A 15773-nucleotide genomic window follows, 5' to 3' on the forward strand; every position below is an offset into this window, starting at 1 on the left:
GCGTGCCGATGACTCCCTCATTGCTTCAGAAGATCGCCGAGCTCCGCAGCAGCGCGCCCGCCACGCGGCGCGCGATTCTCGATCTGATCCTCGAAGACCCCGACCGCGCGCTGGAAGAGAGTTTCGAGCAGCTGGCCGAGCGCTCGCGCAGCTCGGTGCCCACCATCATGCGCACCTGCCGCGACCTGGGCTTTGCGGGGCTGCGCGAATTCAAGCTCGCGCTGGCACAAGAGCTCGCGCTCGGTGGATCGCCCCTGCACCGGCGCGTGAACATCGAGGACGCGGCCGACGAGGTCGTCGGCAAGATCGCGCGCAGCGCCGCGGCCTCGGTGTCGGGCGTGCGCGGGCAGCTCGACATGCAGGTGCTCGAAGGCGCGGTCGCCGCCATCGCCGCCGCGCCGCACGTCGACCTTTATGGTGCGGGCGCCACCTCGTGGTTCATGGCAAACGACCTGCAGGCGCGGCTCTTCAGACTCGGCCTCTCGGCCAACGCCTGGACCGACTATCACCTGCAGCAGGTGGCGGGTGCGGCGCAGCGTCCGGGCGGGGTGGTCATTGCCATCTCGCACGTGGGCGGCATGCCTTCGCTACTCGATGCCGTCGACATCGCACGCGGGCAAGGCGCCAAGGTGGTCGCGCTCACGCGGCCGGGCACCGCGCTGGCAGCCAAGGCCGACTTCCTGCTAGGCCTTTCGGTGCCCGACGACGCCGTGATGCACGTGGGCATCGACGCCTACCTGACGCACCTCACCGCCATCGAAATTCTCACGGTGCTGGTGGCCCAGCGCCGCGGCGAGCCCGCGGTGCAGCGCCTGCAGCGCGCGCGCGAAGCCTTCCAGCGCCACGGCATCGACGCCACGACGCACCCGCTGCAAAGCTGGGACGGGGGCGGCATCAACAGCAAGGGCCGCGCATCGTGAGCGGCGCCAAAGCCATCCTGCTCGAGGCCGGCCTTGTGGTCGATGGTTCGGGTGGGCCTTCGTGGCCGGGGGACGTGCTGCTGCAGGGCGACCGCATCGTCGCGCTCGGCGAAGGGCTGCGCGAGCGCTTGCCGGAAGGGGTCGCACTCGGCGACCTCGACATCGTCGATTGCCGCACGAAGGTGATCGCGCCCGGCTTCATCGACGCCCACACGCACGACGACGCCATCGTGCTGCGCGATCCGCTGTGCCTGCCCAAGGTGTCGCAGGGCATCACCACGGTGGTGACCGGCAACTGCGGCATTTCGCTCGCGCCCTTCCGCACGCCGCAGTCCAAGCCCCCGCTCACGCTATTGGGCGCGGAGTCGTTCAAGCATGCCACCATGGCCGAGTACCGCGCGGCCGTCGATGCTGCGCAGCCGGCGCTCAACGTGGCGGCGCTGGTGGGCCACACCACCTTGCGCTTCGCGGCCATGGAGGCGCTCGACCGGCCCGCGAGCGGCGACGAGCTCGCGCGCATGGCGGCACTGCTCGACAGCTGCATGGCCGACGGTGCGCATGGCCTGTCGTCGGGCCTTTTCTACGAAGAAGCGTTTGCCGCCCCGGCCGAAGAAGTGACCGCGCTCGCGCGCATCGTGGCAAGGCACGGCGGCATCTACGCCACGCACCTGCGCAGCGAGATGCAGCAGATCATCGAGGCGCTGCACGAAGCCGGTGACACGGCCTTCAGCGCCGGCGTGCCGCTGGTCATCTCGCACCACAAGTGCGCCGGCCCCGCCAACTGGGGCCGCACGAAGGAAACGCTGCCGCTGATCGAGGCGCTCGCCGAGCGGCAGAAGATCTCGATGGACGTGTACCCCTACGTGGCCGGCTCCACCGTGCTGCGCGAAGACCTGGTCGACGGCGTCATCGACGTGCTGCTGACGTGGTCCGACCCGCATCCCGAGATGACGGGCCGCCTGATTTCCGACATTGCGCGCGAGTGGGGCACCACCGAGCAGGAAGCCTGCCTGCGCCTGAAGCCCGGCGGCGCCTGCTATTTCCAGATGCAGGAAGAGGACGTCGAGCGCGTCATCGCGCACCCGCTCACCATGATTGGCAGCGACGGTCTGCCGCATGACCGCCATCCGCATCCACGCCTGTGGGGGGCATTCCCGCGCGTGTTCGCGCGCTACTGGCGCCAGCGCCGCCTGTTCACGCTCGAGCAGGCCGTGCACAAGATGACCGGCATGACCGCGCGCAACCTGCGAATTGCCGACCGCGGCCTGCTGCGCGCGGGCGCCATGGCCGACGTGGTGGTGTTCGACCCCGAGACCATCGCCGATACCGCCACCTACGACAAGCCGCACGGCGTGAGCCTGGGCGTGGAGCGCGTGTTCGTGAACGGCATGCTGGCGTATTGCGGCGGGCAAGGCGAGGGAGCCAGCGTGCTCGCGCGAGCCGGCCGCATGCTGACGCGCGCCGGCGCATAGCAGATGCGGGGGCAGCGCGCGCCGGTACGATGCGGTGCATGAACGCCATTCACCGCAAGCCCGTTCCGCTCGCCAAGGCCTACCGCCTGCTCAACCACGGCCCCACCGTTCTCGTGAGCGCCGCGCACGGCGGCCAGCGCAACATCATGGCCGCGGCCTGGGCGATGCCGCTGGACTTCGATCCACCCAAGGTAGCCGTGGTGCTCGACAAGAGCACCTGGACGCGCGTGCTGCTCGAGGGCGCGGGCACCTTCGCGCTGCAGGTGCCCACGCGCGCGCAGCTCGACCTGACCGAGGCGCTGGGCAACAGCTCGGGCCGCGAGATCGTCGAGCGTTCGGGCCGTGACAAGTTCGCGGCCTATGGGCTCCAGACCTTCGCGGGCGTGGCGACCGATGCGCCGCTGCTCGAAGGTTGCGCGGCCTGGCTCGAATGCCGGCTATTGCCCGAACCGCCGATACAGCAGCGCTACGACCTGTTCCTTGGCGAAGTGATCGCGGCGCAGGCCGATGAGCGGGTGTTCTCCGAGGGCCGCTGGCACTTCGAGGGCCACGACGATCTGCGCACGCTGCATCATGTGGCGGGTGGGCATTTCATTGTCGATGGCGAGGCCGTCGATGCGCGGCCACTGCCGCCCACGCAGCCCTAGGTTTTTCTCTGGCGGCCGGTCCTGGTCCCGGTCCCGGGTCAGTCAGGGCACAGGCGTGCGTATCACCGGCACCACGAGCATGCGGCGCAATGCCAGCACGCCGCACCCACCGGCCAGCAAGACCAGCAGCAAGGCCCACGCCGCGTCCGCCGTCGATGCGGATTCAGGCCAGTCGCCGATGAAGATCGTGCCGCTGTTGTAGGCTGCATGCAGCGCGATGCATGGAATGAGCGAACGGGTCCGCTCATAGAGCCAGCCGAGCACCGTGCCCATGACCAGGCCCACGACGAACTGGTAGATGTTCAGATGCGCAGCGCCGAAGAGCAGCGCCGAGCCCAGGATGGCCTGCCACCGCGAGTAGCGCAGCAGAAACCCGCGCAGCACGATGCCGCGGAACAGCATTTCTTCCAGGAGCGGCGCCATCAGGCACACCGCCAGCGTGGCCGCGACGCTGCCATCGGCCATGCGGCTGAACATCGACTCCTCCCAGGCCGAGAGCGGCGCGATGAACACCAGCAGGTTGAGCACGGCCGTCATCACCACCATCAGCCCCGGTACCAGCAGCAGCACCGGCGGCACGACCAGCATCAGCGTGGCCCTTGCGGAGGCGGGCGACTGGTGGAAGAGTTCGCGGTAGGTGAGCTTCTGGTGGTGCATGACCACGGCGAACACGCAGCCGTTGCCCAGCACCGCGGACAGAACGCCGAGCTGCATGGCGTTGAGCCCGAGCCAGCGGTTGGCGTCGCGCAGCGCAACGCCAATGACGAATTCGCAGAGGAATACCGCCAGAAACAGCAGCGCGGCCTGCGTGGCAGAGGGAAATGCCTTGCTTTTCGGGGAGGGCATGGAGGTCTTCGGGCGCCGAGGGTAGAGGCGAATATTACCGTTGAGCGACCCTGGACGGCCCGCGGCGGCAATCCGCCACCGCAGGATCGCCCGCTGAAGCCCGTCGCAGCCAGCTAAAGCACGAACGGAATGAAGCGCCGCGTGCCGCGCATGTACTCGCGGTAGGCGTCGCCAAAATGCGCGATGCATTCCTGCTCGTCGCGCAGCGCCGTCAGGAACAGCAGCACCGTGGCGGCCAGCACCAACGCCAGCGTGAGCCAGGTGAACTGCTTCAGGAAGGCGCCCCAGGCAAGCAGCATCAGCGCCGTGTACATGGGATGGCGGATGTAGCGGAATGCGCCCGTGCTGACGATCGACGACGTTTTTTCGAAACCGTAGAGGGCCGGGTCGTCGTTGCGCGCCGCGGTCGGCTTGCCCTGTGCCTTGAGCAGCTTGACCGCGTGGATCGGCAGCCAGATCGATAGCGCGAGGCACACGCAGGAGAGCAGTTGGGTGAGCGACAGCGGATCGAGATGCCACACCGGCAGGTTCACGATGATCAGCACCAGCATGCATTCCCAGGCGAAGAAGCGGTAGAAGCCGTGCGATCCGGGCTGGCTCAATGGCCCGCGCGAGACATACAGCAGAGCGGCCGAGCCGGCGACGAAAAGGAAGATCTGGAACCAGAGAAGCATGGCGGCCGAATTTACACGGCCCGCCCGGCTTCAGCCAGAGATAGAAAACCCCGCCGTCCACCGGAATCGCTGTGCCGGTTATCAGGCGGCGTGAGGTTTCTTGGAGACGAGGGTCAGGATGTCGTAGCTCGCGACCAGCTCGCCGTCCTGGTTGGTCACCTCCACGTCCCATGCCACCACGCCCTGGCCGTGGCCGCTCGCGTCCTTCTTGTTGCGGTCGGTCTTGCGCTTGCAGGTCAGTCGTGCCCGGATGGTGTCGCCGATGCCCACGGGCTTGACGAAGCGCAGCGTGTCCAGGCCGTAGTTGGCCAGCACCGGCCCTGGCGCGGGCGAGACGAACAGGCCGGCCGCGGCCGACAGCACGAAGTAGCCATGCGCGATGCGCTTGCCGAAGGGCGATTCCTTCGCCGCCACCTCGTCGAAGTGCATGTAGAAATAGTCGCCCGAGATGCCGCCGAAGGCCACGATGTCGGCCTCTCCGACGGTGCGGCGGTGCGTGAGCAGCGAGTCGCCGATCCGCAGGTCTTCGAAGTAACGGCGGAACGGATGCACCTCGCTCTCGCGCACGGCCGCGCCGCGCACGTGCTCGCCGGTGATCGCGGCCAGCATGGTGGGCGAGCCCTGCACCGCGGCGCGCTGCAGGTAGTGCTTCACCGCGCGCAGGCCGCCGAGCTCTTCGCCGCCGCCCGCGCGGCCCGGCCCGCCGTGCTTGAGTTGCGGCAGCGGCGATCCGTGGCCGGTCGATTCGGCCGCCGCCTCGCGGTCGAGCACCAGAAGGCGGCCGTGCCATGCGGCGGCCACCGGAATGGCCCGGGCCGCAATGGCCGGGTCGCGCGTGACCAACGTGCCGACAAGGCTGCCGCGACCGCGTGCCGCGAGTGCCAGGGCTTCGTCGATGCCGTCATACGGCATCAGCGTGCTGACGGGGCCGAAGGCCTCGACGTCGTGCGCGGCATCGTGTTCGAGCGGCTTGCGGCTCAACAGCAGCGTGGGCGCGAAGAAGGCGCCTTCGGCGACGCCGTCGCCCACGGGCGAGAAGCCGTCGCGTTCGCCATGGACCAGCTCCGCCTCTTGCAGCAGCGTGGCCACGCGCTCGGCAACGTCGGCCTGCTGCGCATGCGAGGCGAGGGCGCCCATTCGTACCTCTTCGCGCGACGGATCGCCGATGACGGTCTTGGCGAGCCGCGCCCGCAGGCGCTCGGCCACCGCATCGAGATGCTGGCGCGGCACGATGGCGCGACGGATGGCGGTGCATTTCTGGCCGGCCTTGATGGTCATCTCACGTGCCACCTCCTTCACGAAGAGATCGAACTCCTCGTCGTCGGGCGTGACGTCGGGCGCCAGGATCGCGCAGTTGAGCGAGTCGGCCTCGGCATTGAACGGGATCGACTGGCGCACCAGGTTCGGATGCACACGCAGCCTGGCCGCGGTGTCGGCCGAGCCGGTGAAGGTGACCACGTCGGCGCCCTCGAGCCGGTCGAGCAAGTCGCCCGTGCCGCCGATCACCAGCTGCAGGCTTCCTTCGGGAAGGATGCCCGACTGCACGATGAGCCGCACCAGCGCTTCGGTGAGGTAGCTGGTGGCCGTGGCCGGCTTGCCGATGCAGGGCATGCCCGCGAGAAAACTGGGCGCGAACTTCTCAAGCAGGCCCCACACCGGAAAGTTGAACGCGTTGATGTGCACCGCCACGCCACCGCGCGGCACCAGGATGTGCGTGCCGGCGAAGCCGCCCTTCTTGCCGAGCGGGAAGGCCGGACCTTCGTGTACCAGGTTGCCCGACGGCAGCTCGTTGGTGCCTATGCCGGCATAGGCGCTGAGCGTGCCGGCGCCGCCTTCGATGTCGATCCAGCTGTCGGTGCGGGTCGCACCCGTGTGGGCCGAGATGGCGTAGAGCGTTTCCTTGTTCACGGCCAGAAACTTGGCGAGGGCCTTCAGGCGCTCCGAGCGTTGCTGGAAGTCGAGCGCCATCAGCGCGGGCAGGCCGACACGGCGTGCGTGGTTCAGCGCTTCGGCGAAGTCGATGGCTTCGGCATGCGTGCTGGCCACGGCCTGCCCGTTGATGGCGCTGCGCAATTGCTGCGCGCGCTCCTGGCCGATCCAGCGGCCGGCGATGTAGCTCTGAAGGGTGGTGGTCATGCGGTGTCCTTTCGATGTCTAGGTATTGCTCCTTCCCGTCCCGGGGGAAGGCTGGGATGGGGGCAGACGGCGTTCATTCGGCACAGTGCTCTATCGAACGCCGTGATGCCCCCACCCCAGCCCTCCCCCGAAAGGGGAGGGAGAAAAAACCGGGTCATTCCTTCTTTCCGATGCCCAGGTAGGTATCGATGATTCTTTGGTCGTGCATCAAGTCGCGCGCATTGCCCTGGAGCGCCACGGCACCCATCTCGAGCACGTAGGCGCGGTCTGCCACCTGCAATGCGGCGCGCGCGTTCTGCTCCACCAGCAGCACCGAGACGCCGTGGCTGCGCAGCTGAGAAACCACGCGCAGCACTTCGCGCACCACCAGCGGCGCGAGGCCAAGCGAGGGCTCGTCGAGCATCAGGAGCCGCGGACGCGCCATGAGCGCGCGGCCGATGGCGAGCATCTGGCGCTCGCCGCCTGAAAGCGTCGACGCCAATTGGGGGCGCCGCTCGCGCAGGCGCGGAAAGATCTCGAACACTTCGTCCATGCGCGCTCGCTGGTCGCGTGTGCCCTTGCGCCATTGGTAGAAACCACCCAGCAGCAGGTTGTCTTCGACCGACATGTCGCCGAACAGCTCGCGCCTTTCGGGCACCAGCGCAGCGCCGCGCGCCACCATGGTCTCCACGCCCGGCCGCGCGATGCGCTCGCCATGCAGCGCAAGACTACCGGTGGAGGGCAGCAGGCCCATCGTTGCGCACAGCAGCGTGGTCTTGCCGGCGCCATTGGGGCCGATGACAGTGACGATCTCGCCTTCGTTCACATGCAGCTGCACGCTGTGCACTGCCTCGACGGTGCGGTAGGCAACACTGAAGCCGTCGAGCTGGAGAACTGGCATGCTCATCGTGTCTCCTCCAGCAGTTCGTCGTCTGCGCCGCCCAGGTAGGCTTCGAGCACGCGCGGGTTGGCCTGCACTTCGGCCGGCGTTCCGGTCGCAATGACGGTGCCGAATTCGAGCACCGTGATCCGATCGGCGAGGTTCATCACAAATTCCATGTCGTGTTCCACCACCAGGATGCCGAGCCCTTCCGCGCGCAGCTGTCCCAGCAGCACGGAAAGCGCGCGCTTCTCCAGATGCCGCAGGCCCGCGGCGGGCTCGTCGAGCAGCAACACCGAAGGCTGGCCGGCCAAGGCGCGCGCGATCTCGACCACGCGCTGCTGGCCCAGCGAGAGCGATGCGGCCGGCGTGTCGGCGTGCGCGCCGAGGCCGCAGCGTTCGATCTGCCGGCGAGCTTCAGCCATCAGTGCCGCTTCTTCGGCACGGTCCAGCCTGAGCATGGCGGCAAGCCAGCCACGCTTCGCGCGCAGATGGGCGCCGAGCGTCACGTTCTCGACCACGCTGCGCTGGCCGAGCAGGCGCACGTGCTGGAAGGTGCGGCCCAATCCCAGCGCGGCGAACACGCGAGAAGGCTTTGCAGTCATCGTCTGGCCCGCAAGCCGCACTTCGCCGGCGCTTGGATCGTCCACGCCGGAGATCATGTTGAAGAAGGTGCTCTTGCCCGCGCCGTTCGGCCCGATGAGCGCGTGGATCTCGCCGGCCTTCAGCGTCATCGAGATGTCGTTGTTGGCTACCAGTCCGCCGAAGTGCTTGCTGACGCTGGTGGCTTGCAGCAACACCTCGCCCTTGGCGGGCAGGTTGCGCTGCGCAAGTTGCACGGTCGGGACGGCGGGCCGCGCCACATCGGGCGCAGCAGCGGCATGCGGGCGTACCCAGCGGCTCGCGATGCGCGCCAGCGTGGGCCAGAGGCCCTCCGCAAAACGCTGCAGCACGAAGAGCATGAGCAGGCCGAACACAATCACTTCGAAGTTGCCGCTGCTGCCGAGCAGCGAAGGCAGCACGTCCTGCAGTTTTTCCTTCAGCAGCGTGATGAGCGCGGCCCCCAGAACCGCCCCCCAAAGGTGGCCCGCGCCGCCCACCACCGCCATGAACAGCAGCTCGATGCCGATGTTCAGGTTGAAGGGCGTAGGGTTCACGAAGCGCTGCAGGTGTGCATAAAGCCAGCCCGACACGGCAGCCAGCAGGGCCGCGAGCACGAAGAGCTTCACGCGGTGGCGCGCCGTGTCCACGCCCATCGACTCGGCCATGAGTCGGCCGCCCTTGAGCGCGCGAATGGCGCGGCCTTCGCGCGAATCGAGCAGGTTGTGCAGGGCCCAGAGCGCGAGCAGCAGCACGGCCCAGATCACGATGCCGAGTGCGCGCGGCGTGGCCAGCGAGAAGCCCGCGATGACCAGCGGCGGGACGCCGGTGATGCCCGTCTGCCCGCCGAGGAAATCCATGTTGCCGAACAGGTAGTACAGGCTCAGGCCCCACGCAATCGTGCACAGCGGCAGGTAGTGGCCCTGCAGCTTGAGCGTGACCGCACCCAGCGCCCATGCGAGCGCGAAGGTCAGCACCAGGCCGAGCAACAGCCCTGCCCATGGCAGCAACGCGGGCCCCACGAAGCCGCCCATCCATGCCGCGACAGTGGGCGAGGTGCAGATCCATGCGGTGGCATAGGAACCCACGCCGACGAATGCGGCTTGGCCGAAAGAGGTCATGCCGCCCACGCCGGTCAGCATGACCAGGCCGGCCGCAACCAGCGCATAGAGCCCGATGTTGCTGAGCACCGAAACCGTGAACTCGGGCAGGAAGCCCCAGGCCAGCGCCATCGCGACGACCAGCACCAGCGTGAGCTGGCGCGAGGTGACCAGCGGCTTGCCCGCGGGCGGCAGGTGGGCGGTGATGGGATTCGACGGCGCGCTCATTCCTCGTCCTCCACATGGCGGCTGTGCAGCGAGCGCCACCACAGCACCGGGATGATCAGCGTGAAGACCAGCACCTCCTTGAACGGGCTGGCCCAGAACGAGGCAAAGGCCTCGAGCTGCCCGACCAGCAGCGCGCCGGCCAGCGCCAGCGGATAGCTCGCGAGCCCGCCCACGATGGCGGCGACGAAGCCCTTCAGGCCGATCAGGAATCCAGTGTCGTAATACACCGTGGTGAGCGGCGCGATCAAGAGGCCCGAGACCGCGCCGATAAGTGCCGCGAGCGCGAAGCTCAGATCGCCCGACAGTTCCGTTGGAATGCCCGACAGCCGCGCGCCCACGCGATTGATGGCGGTGGCGCGCAGTGCCTTGCCGACCATCGAGCGGCCGAAGAAAAAGAACATCGCAATCACCAGCAGCAGCGTGATGCCGACCACCACCAGCGACTGTCCGCTGACTGGAATGCCGCCGACGTCGAAGCGCTCTTCGGAGAACGCCGTGGTGCGATAGCCTTCGGCGCCGAAGAAGAGCAGGCCCAGCCCCACCAGCACGCCGTGCAGCGCGACCGAGACGATCAGCAGCATCAGCACGCTGGCATCGGCCAGCGGCCGGTAGGCGAGGCGATAGAGCAACGGACCGAGCGGCGCGATCAGCACCAGCGTTGTGATCGACTGGGTTGCCATCGAGGTCGGCTTGAGTCCGAGCACAAGCGCGCAGGCCAGCGCCGGCAGCGCCACGCACCAGGTGAGCGCCGAACCCCAGTCCACCACCGTGCCGCGCTTCCAGCGCCAGGCTTCCACCACCAGCACCATGGCCGCGAGCGTGACCAGCAGCCACAGTGTGGCCGGCACGCGGCCAGTCTGCAGCATGGCCATCGACAGCGCGCCGAAGGCGACGAACTCGCCCTGCGGAATGAAGATGACGCGCGTGACAGAGAACACCAGCACCAAGGCGAGCGCCATCAGTCCATAGACGGCACCGTTCACGATGCCGTCCTGCCCTAGCAAAAGGGCGATCTGCAGATCCATAAAAAAACCTTCGAGCCTTGCCCGTGTGTCGAATCAGTGTCCGGCGCCTGCGTCTTCAGCCGGGCGTTGTGTTGCTCCTTCCCCTTCCGGGGGAAGGTTGGGATGGGGGCATCCCTGCATTCAAAGCCGCGCGGACGTTCGTGCCGTCGTGCCCCAACCCCAACCCTCCCCCGGGAGGGGAGGGAGCGAGACCGTTCAGGGCTGGAATTTCCAGGCGCCGTTCTCGATCTTCACCATGACCCGGGCGCGTTGGTCCAGGCCCAGATGGTCGTTGGCCGTCATGTTGAATACGCCGTGAGCGCCAGACACGTCTTTGACTTGCTCGAGCGCGTCGCGCAGCGCGGCGCGAAATTCGGGCGTGCCCGGCTGCGCCTTCTTGAGCGCAACTGGCACGGCCGATGTCATCAAGAGGCCCGCGTCCCACGCATGCGCACCAAAGGTCGACACCGTGTTCTTGCCGTTCGCGCCCTCGTAGGCGGTGACGTAGGCCAAGGCGGACTTCTTCACCGGATGGCTTGCGGGCAGCTGCTCGGCCACGAGTACGGGACCGGCCGGCAGGAAGGTGCCTTCCACGTCCTTGCCGCCAACGCGCAGGAAGTCGGCGTTGGCCACGCCATGGGTCTGGTACATCTTGCCGGTGTAGCCGCGCTCCTTCAGCGTCTTCTGCGGCAGCGCGGCCGGCGTGCCGGAGCCCGCGACCAGCACCGCATCGGCCTTGGTCGCCATGATCTTCAGGGCCTGGCCGGTCACCGAAGTGTCGGTGCGCGCGTAGCGTTCGTTGGCGACGATCTTGAGCTTCTTCAGCTCCGCCGCCTTGGCAAATTCCTGCGACCAGCCTTCGCCGTACGCGTCGGAGAAGCCGATGAAGGCCACTGTCTTCACGCCGTTGGCTGCCATGTGCTCGGCAATGGCGAGAGACATCATGATGTCGTTCTGCGGCGTCTTGAAGACCCACTGCTTCTTGGCGTCCATCGGCTCCACGATGCGGGCCGAGGCGGCGATGGAAATCATCGGCGTCTTGGCTTCGCTGGCCACGTCGATCATTGCGAGCGAGTTGGGCGTGGTGGTGGAGCCCAGCACGATGTCGACCTTGTTCTCGGCGATGAGCTTGCGCGTGTTGGCCACGGCCGCCGTGGTGTCGGAGGCATCGTCGAGCACGATGTAGTTGATCTTCTGGCCGGCGATGGTCTTGGGCATCAGCGCGATGGTGTTCTTCTCGGGAATGCCGAGCGAGGCAGCCGGACCGGTGGCCGAGAGCGTCACGCCGACATTGATGTCGGCCCATGCGGCAACGGCGGTGGCGCACAGCGCCGCGATCAGCAGGGGCTTGAAGAATTTCATTTTGGTTTGTCTCCGGTTGAAAAATTGTTATGGGGTCAGCGCTCGTCGAAGGACAGTGTCACGCGTTCGGTGAGAGGGTGCGACTGGCAGGTCAGCACGAAGCCCGCGGCCACTTCATTCTTGTCGAGCGCAAAGTTTCTTTCCATGCGGACTTCCCCCTCCACGAGCTTGGCGCGGCAGGTGCCGCACACGCCGGAGGTGCAAGAGAACGGCACCTCGAGCCCGGCTGCGGAAGCCGCATCGAGGATGCTCGGCTGTCCTTCGGTGAAAGTGATCTCGCGCTGCAAGCCATCGCGCACGATGGTGATGCGCGCCTGCTTGGCGTCGCCGGGCAGGGCCTCGTGCACCACCGCGCCCACCTCGCCGGCCGAAGCGCCGGAAGGCAGTGCAACGCCGAAGCGCTCGATGTGAATGCGCTCTTCGGGCACGCCCGCTGCGAGCAGCGCCGCCTCGGCCTCGTCGTTCATCTGGAACGGGCCGCAGATGTACACATGGTCGATGCTCGCGGCCGGCACCAGCGTGCCCAGGAACTCGCCGATCTTCTCGCGGTTCATCACGCCGAAGCCCAGCGGCGAATCGGTGTGCTCGTCGGAGAACACGTGCTGCAGCACGAGGCGCGTCATGTAGCGGTTCTTCAGGTCCTCGATTTCTTCCTTGAACATCGTGGACTGCAACTGACGGTTGCCGTAGATCAGCGTGAAGCGGCTCCTGGGTTCGCGCGCCAGCACGGTCTTCATGATCGACAGGATCGGCGTGATGCCGCTGCCGCCCGCAATGCCGACGTGGTGGCGCGCGGAAGCCGGCTCGATGGGCACGAAGAAGCGGCCCTGCGGCGCCATCACCTGCACCGTGTCGCCGGGCTGAAGGTGCGCGTTGATCCAGTTGGAGAACACGCCGTCCCGCACCTTGCGCACGCCCACGCGCAGCTCGCCGTCGTCGAGGCCGGCGCAGATCGAGTACGACCGGCGCAGGTCCTGGCCGTCGATGTCGCGGCGCAATGTGAGGTACTGGCCCTGCGTGAAGCCGAAGACTTCCCGAAGCTCGGGCGGTACCTCGAACGAGACGACGACGGCCTCCGAGGTGTCGGGCTCGACGGCCTTCACGCGCAGCGGGTGGAAGAGGGTGCTCATCGCTTAGATCGGCTTGAAATGTTCGAAGGGTTCGCGGCAGGCCATGCAGCGGTAGAGCGCCTTGCAGGCGGTGGAGCCGAAGGCGGACAGGCGTTCGGTGCGCTCGCTCGCGCAGCGCGGGCAGGCGATGCTTTCTTTCACGCCGGCAATGCGGCCGAACAGGCGGATGGGCATCGCGGTGCCGGCGGCGGCTTCGGGGGTAAGGTGGGCCGGCGGTGCGATGCCGTAGGCCTTGAGCCTTGCGCGGCCTTCTTCGCTGATCCAGTCGCTGCTCCAGGCCGGCGCGCGGCGCAAAGTTGCGCGTGCGCGGCCGAGGCCGGCTTTTTCGATGGCGGCCAGCACGTCTTGCTCGATGGCTTCGGTCGCGGGGCATCCCGAGTAGGTGGGCGTGAGCACGATCTCCAGCCCGTCGTCATGTTCGATCACTTCGCGCACGATGCCCAGGTCGCAGACCGACACGGCCGGCACCTCGGGATCGAGCACTGTGTGCAGCACGGCCCAGGCCGCGTCGACGCGAGATGCGACGGCGTTGTTCACCACACGCCTCCGGGGTAAGAGCGCTGCAGGTGCTGCATCTCGGCCAGGATGTAGCCCATGTGTTCGGTGTGCACGCCTTGCTTTCCGGTGCTGCGGAAGGCGGCCTCCTTCGGCATCTCGAGATTGGCGGCGTCTAGCACCTGTTGCATCTCGGCGAACCAGGGTTCGCGCAGTTCGCTCCACGCGGGGCCGAGGCCTGTTGCGCTGGCTTCTGCATCGACTGCATCGCTTTCGAACAGCTCGGGCACGTAGAGCCAAAGCTGCTTCAACGCACGCTCGGTGCGACGGCGCGACTCCTCGGTGCCATCGCCAAGCCGTACCACCCAGTCGCCCGAATGCTGCTGGTGGTAGCGCGCTTCCTTCACGGCCTTGCCGGCAATGGCGGCCACCTCGGCATCGTTCGATGCGGCAAGGCGTTGCCAAAGCAGCTTGAGCAGCGTGGCGACCATGGTGTTGCGCACCACGGCAAAGGCGAAGTCGCCTCGCGGCAATTCGACGAGCGTGAGGTTGAAGTAGTCGCGCTCGTCGCGAAGATAGGCGAGCTGGTCTTCGTCGTGCGCGCGGCCTTCTCCTTCGAGCTTGCCGGCATGCGTGAGCAGCGCGCGGGCTTGCCCGACGAGGTCGAGCGCGATGTTGGCCATCGCGATGTCTTCTTCCAGCACGGGTGCATGGCCGCACCATTCGCCGAGGCGCTGCGCGAGCACCAGGCAGGTATCGCCGATGCGCAGCAGGTATTGCACTGTGGGGGTGCGGTTCAGTTCGATAGAGGCTTGCATTCAGTGGTTCCAACTCTGTCTTGCTCCCTCTCCCCTTGGGGAGAGGGTGGGGGTGAGGGCGCGGGCGGTGGAAGAGATCTGTCTGTAGCGAAGGCCGGCGGCCCTCACCCTAGCCCTCTCCCAGAGGGAGAGGGGACAACACGAAGTCCACTCGTGGGCGCTCATCAAAGTCTCACATGTGGTCGACTGACTTGGGCAGCGAATAGAAGGTCGGATGGCGATACACCTTGTCCTCCGCCGGATCGAAGAACATGTCCTTGTCACCCGGATCGCTCGCCACGATCTGTTCCGAGCGCACCACCCAGATGCTGCTGCCTTCCTGTCGGCGCGTGTACACGTCTCGCGCCATCTGGATTGCCATCTTCGGATCGACCGCATGCAGGCTGCCGCAATGCTTGTGGTCGAGCCCGGCCTTGCTCCGCACGAACACTTCCCACAGGGGCCACTCTTGCTGGATGTCGGCGCTCATGCGGCCTCCTTCATTGGTTGCTTGTTGGCGTGGGCCATCGCGGCTTCGCGCACCCACGCGCCTTCTTCCCATGCATCGACACGGGCCTGCAGGCGCTCGCGGTTGCAGGGGCCGTCGCCGCCGATCACGCGCCAGAACTCGCTCCAGTCGATGGTGCCGAAGTCGTGCGCCTGGCGCTCTTCGTTCCACTTCAGGTCGGGGTCGGGCAGCGTGACGCCGAGGATGCGCGCCTGCTCCACGGCGGCGTCGATGAACTTCTGGCGCAATTCGTCGTTGCTGAAGCGCTTGATGCCCCAGCGCATCGACTGCGCGCTGTTGGGCGACTGGTCGTCCGGCGGGCCGAACATCATGATCGAAGGCCACCACCAGCGGTTGACCGCGTCCTGCACCATCGCCTTCTGCGCCTCGGTGCCGCGAGTCATCATCGTCAGCAGCGCTTCATAGCCCTGGCGCTGGTGAAAGCTTTCCTCGCGGCAGATGCGGATCATGGCGCGTGCATACGGCGCATACGAGCAGCGGCAGATCGGCACCTGGTTCATGATGGCCGCGCCGTCCACCAGCCAGCCGATGGTGCCCATGTCGGCCCAGGTCAGCGTGGGGTAGTTGAAGATCGAGCTGTACTTGGCCCTGCCGGTGTGCAGTGCGTCGAACATCTGGTCGCGCGAGGTGCCCAGCGTCTCGGCGGCGGCATACAGGTAGAGCCCGTGGCCGCCTTCGTCCTGCACTTTGGCCAGCAGGATGGCCTTGCGCTTGAGCGTGGGCGCGCGGCCGATCCAGTTGCCCTCGGGCAGCATGCCGACGATCTCGGAATGCGCGTGCTGGCTGATCTGGCGAACCAGCGTCTTGCGGTAGTGCTCGGGCATCCAATCTTTGGCCTCGATGAAATCGCCGGCGTCGATGTGCGCGTCGAAGCGCTCCTCGAGCCGCATTTCTTCGGCCGAGCGCACCGCTTTCTTCTTGCCGTCTTCGCCGGCGTCCTTGCCCACGGTGTCCATCGCCTGGGTATACATGTG

Annotated in this window: 15 protein-coding genes; 3 read left to right on the top strand and 12 right to left on the bottom strand. The window is 67.2% G+C overall.

Going from position 1 to position 15773, the window contains the following annotated elements:
* Window positions 1-8 precede the first annotated feature (8 nt).
* Genes BLR24_RS19960 through BLR24_RS19970 form a run of 3 tightly spaced genes read left to right on the top strand, consistent with a single transcriptional unit; the run spans window position 9 to window position 3039 of the window.
* Entirely contained in the window at window positions 9-920 is a 912-nt protein-coding gene (locus BLR24_RS19960; protein ID WP_093020042.1) for a MurR/RpiR family transcriptional regulator, read from the top strand.
* A complete protein-coding gene (locus tag BLR24_RS19965) occupies window positions 914-2392 on the top strand; it encodes an N-acyl-D-amino-acid deacylase family protein (RefSeq protein WP_093020190.1) in 1479 nt (492 codons plus the stop codon). Before BLR24_RS19960 ends, BLR24_RS19965 begins: the two co-directional genes overlap by 7 nt.
* Before the next feature lie 38 nt (window positions 2393-2430).
* Window positions 2431-3039, top strand: coding sequence for a flavin reductase family protein (locus BLR24_RS19970; protein WP_175543312.1), 609 nt, complete (start codon window positions 2431-2433; stop codon window positions 3037-3039).
* Between the two features lie 42 nt (window positions 3040-3081).
* On the opposite strand, the gene BLR24_RS19975 is transcribed toward BLR24_RS19970, so the two are convergent.
* The 12 genes from BLR24_RS19975 to paaA all read right to left on the bottom strand — a co-directional run bounded on the left by BLR24_RS19975 (window position 3082) and on the right by paaA (window position 15770).
* Entirely contained in the window at window positions 3082-3885 is an 804-nt protein-coding gene (locus BLR24_RS19975; RefSeq protein WP_093020046.1) for a CPBP family intramembrane glutamic endopeptidase, read from the bottom strand.
* Between the two features lie 113 nt (window positions 3886-3998).
* Window positions 3999-4559, bottom strand: a complete 561-nt coding sequence (locus tag BLR24_RS19980; RefSeq protein WP_093020048.1) for a methyltransferase family protein — start codon at window positions 4557-4559, stop codon at window positions 3999-4001.
* An 81-nt stretch (window positions 4560-4640) separates the two neighbouring features.
* On the bottom strand, window positions 4641-6695 hold the full coding sequence (gene paaZ / locus BLR24_RS19985; protein ID WP_093020049.1) for a phenylacetic acid degradation bifunctional protein PaaZ: 2055 nt from the start codon (window positions 6693-6695) through the stop codon (window positions 4641-4643).
* 154 nt (window positions 6696-6849) lie between these two features.
* Window positions 6850-7581, bottom strand: a complete 732-nt coding sequence (locus tag BLR24_RS19990; RefSeq protein WP_093020051.1) for an ABC transporter ATP-binding protein — start codon at window positions 7579-7581, stop codon at window positions 6850-6852.
* Window positions 7578-9482 carry a branched-chain amino acid ABC transporter ATP-binding protein/permease gene (locus BLR24_RS19995; RefSeq protein ID WP_093020053.1) on the bottom strand — a complete coding sequence of 635 codons (1905 nt, stop codon included), beginning with the start codon at window positions 9480-9482 and terminating at the stop codon, window positions 7578-7580. Before BLR24_RS19995 ends, BLR24_RS19990 begins: the two co-directional genes overlap by 4 nt.
* Window positions 9479-10507, bottom strand: a complete 1029-nt coding sequence (locus BLR24_RS20000) for a branched-chain amino acid ABC transporter permease (protein ID WP_093020055.1) — start codon at window positions 10505-10507, stop codon at window positions 9479-9481. The genes BLR24_RS19995 and BLR24_RS20000 overlap by 4 nt, the downstream gene beginning before the upstream one ends.
* Before the next feature lie 195 nt (window positions 10508-10702).
* The gene (locus tag BLR24_RS20005; RefSeq protein ID WP_093020057.1) at window positions 10703-11848 is read right to left on the bottom strand and encodes an ABC transporter substrate-binding protein; all 1146 of its coding nucleotides are present in this window, start codon (window positions 11846-11848) and stop codon (window positions 10703-10705) included.
* Window positions 11849-11883: 35 nt separating this feature from the next.
* Window positions 11884-12978, bottom strand: a complete 1095-nt coding sequence (gene paaE, locus BLR24_RS20010) for a 1,2-phenylacetyl-CoA epoxidase subunit PaaE (RefSeq protein ID WP_093020059.1) — start codon at window positions 12976-12978, stop codon at window positions 11884-11886.
* Window positions 12979-12981: 3 nt separating this feature from the next.
* The gene (paaD, locus tag BLR24_RS20015; protein ID WP_093020192.1) at window positions 12982-13515 is read right to left on the bottom strand and encodes a 1,2-phenylacetyl-CoA epoxidase subunit PaaD; all 534 of its coding nucleotides are present in this window, start codon (window positions 13513-13515) and stop codon (window positions 12982-12984) included.
* Window positions 13512-14291: a 1,2-phenylacetyl-CoA epoxidase subunit PaaC gene (gene paaC / locus BLR24_RS20020; protein WP_093020061.1), complete on the bottom strand. Its 780-nt coding sequence runs from the start codon at window positions 14289-14291 to the stop codon at window positions 13512-13514. The genes paaD and paaC overlap by 4 nt, the downstream gene beginning before the upstream one ends.
* 172 nt (window positions 14292-14463) lie before the next feature.
* A complete protein-coding gene (paaB, locus tag BLR24_RS20025; RefSeq protein ID WP_093020063.1) occupies window positions 14464-14760 on the bottom strand; it encodes a 1,2-phenylacetyl-CoA epoxidase subunit PaaB in 297 nt (98 codons plus the stop codon).
* On the bottom strand, window positions 14757-15770 hold the full coding sequence (gene paaA / locus BLR24_RS20030) for a 1,2-phenylacetyl-CoA epoxidase subunit PaaA (protein ID WP_093020065.1): 1014 nt from the start codon (window positions 15768-15770) through the stop codon (window positions 14757-14759). The genes paaB and paaA overlap by 4 nt, the downstream gene beginning before the upstream one ends.
* Between the last annotated feature and the right edge of the window lie 3 nt (window positions 15771-15773).

Origin of the sequence: Variovorax sp. OV700, from assembly GCF_900099805.1 — a bacterium.
Lineage (GTDB): Bacteria > Pseudomonadota > Gammaproteobacteria > Burkholderiales > Burkholderiaceae_C > Variovorax.

Bases quoted from the DNA above. Each gene is read 5' to 3' on its own strand.
- BLR24_RS19990 (WP_093020051.1), bottom strand. From the start codon at position 7,581: ATGAGCATGCCAGTTCTCCAGCTCGACGGCTTCAGTGTTGCCTACCGC.
- BLR24_RS19995 (WP_093020053.1), bottom strand. From the start codon at position 9,482: ATGAGCGCGCCGTCGAATCCCATCACCGCCCACCTGCCGCCCGCGGGC.
- paaC (WP_093020061.1), bottom strand. From the start codon at position 14,291: ATGCAAGCCTCTATCGAACTGAACCGCACCCCCACAGTGCAATACCTG.
- paaB (WP_093020063.1), bottom strand. From the start codon at position 14,760: ATGAGCGCCGACATCCAGCAAGAGTGGCCCCTGTGGGAAGTGTTCGTG.
- BLR24_RS19975 (WP_093020046.1), bottom strand. From the start codon at position 3,885: ATGCCCTCCCCGAAAAGCAAGGCATTTCCCTCTGCCACGCAGGCCGCG.
- BLR24_RS19970 (WP_175543312.1), top strand. From the start codon at position 2,431: ATGAACGCCATTCACCGCAAGCCCGTTCCGCTCGCCAAGGCCTACCGC.
- BLR24_RS20005 (WP_093020057.1), bottom strand. From the start codon at position 11,848: ATGAAATTCTTCAAGCCCCTGCTGATCGCGGCGCTGTGCGCCACCGCC.
- BLR24_RS20000 (WP_093020055.1), bottom strand. From the start codon at position 10,507: ATGGATCTGCAGATCGCCCTTTTGCTAGGGCAGGACGGCATCGTGAAC.
- paaA (WP_093020065.1), bottom strand. From the start codon at position 15,770: ATGTATACCCAGGCGATGGACACCGTGGGCAAGGACGCCGGCGAAGAC.
- BLR24_RS19960 (WP_093020042.1), top strand. From the start codon at position 9: ATGACTCCCTCATTGCTTCAGAAGATCGCCGAGCTCCGCAGCAGCGCG.
- paaZ (WP_093020049.1), bottom strand. From the start codon at position 6,695: ATGACCACCACCCTTCAGAGCTACATCGCCGGCCGCTGGATCGGCCAG.
- paaE (WP_093020059.1), bottom strand. From the start codon at position 12,978: ATGAGCACCCTCTTCCACCCGCTGCGCGTGAAGGCCGTCGAGCCCGAC.
- BLR24_RS19980 (WP_093020048.1), bottom strand. From the start codon at position 4,559: ATGCTTCTCTGGTTCCAGATCTTCCTTTTCGTCGCCGGCTCGGCCGCT.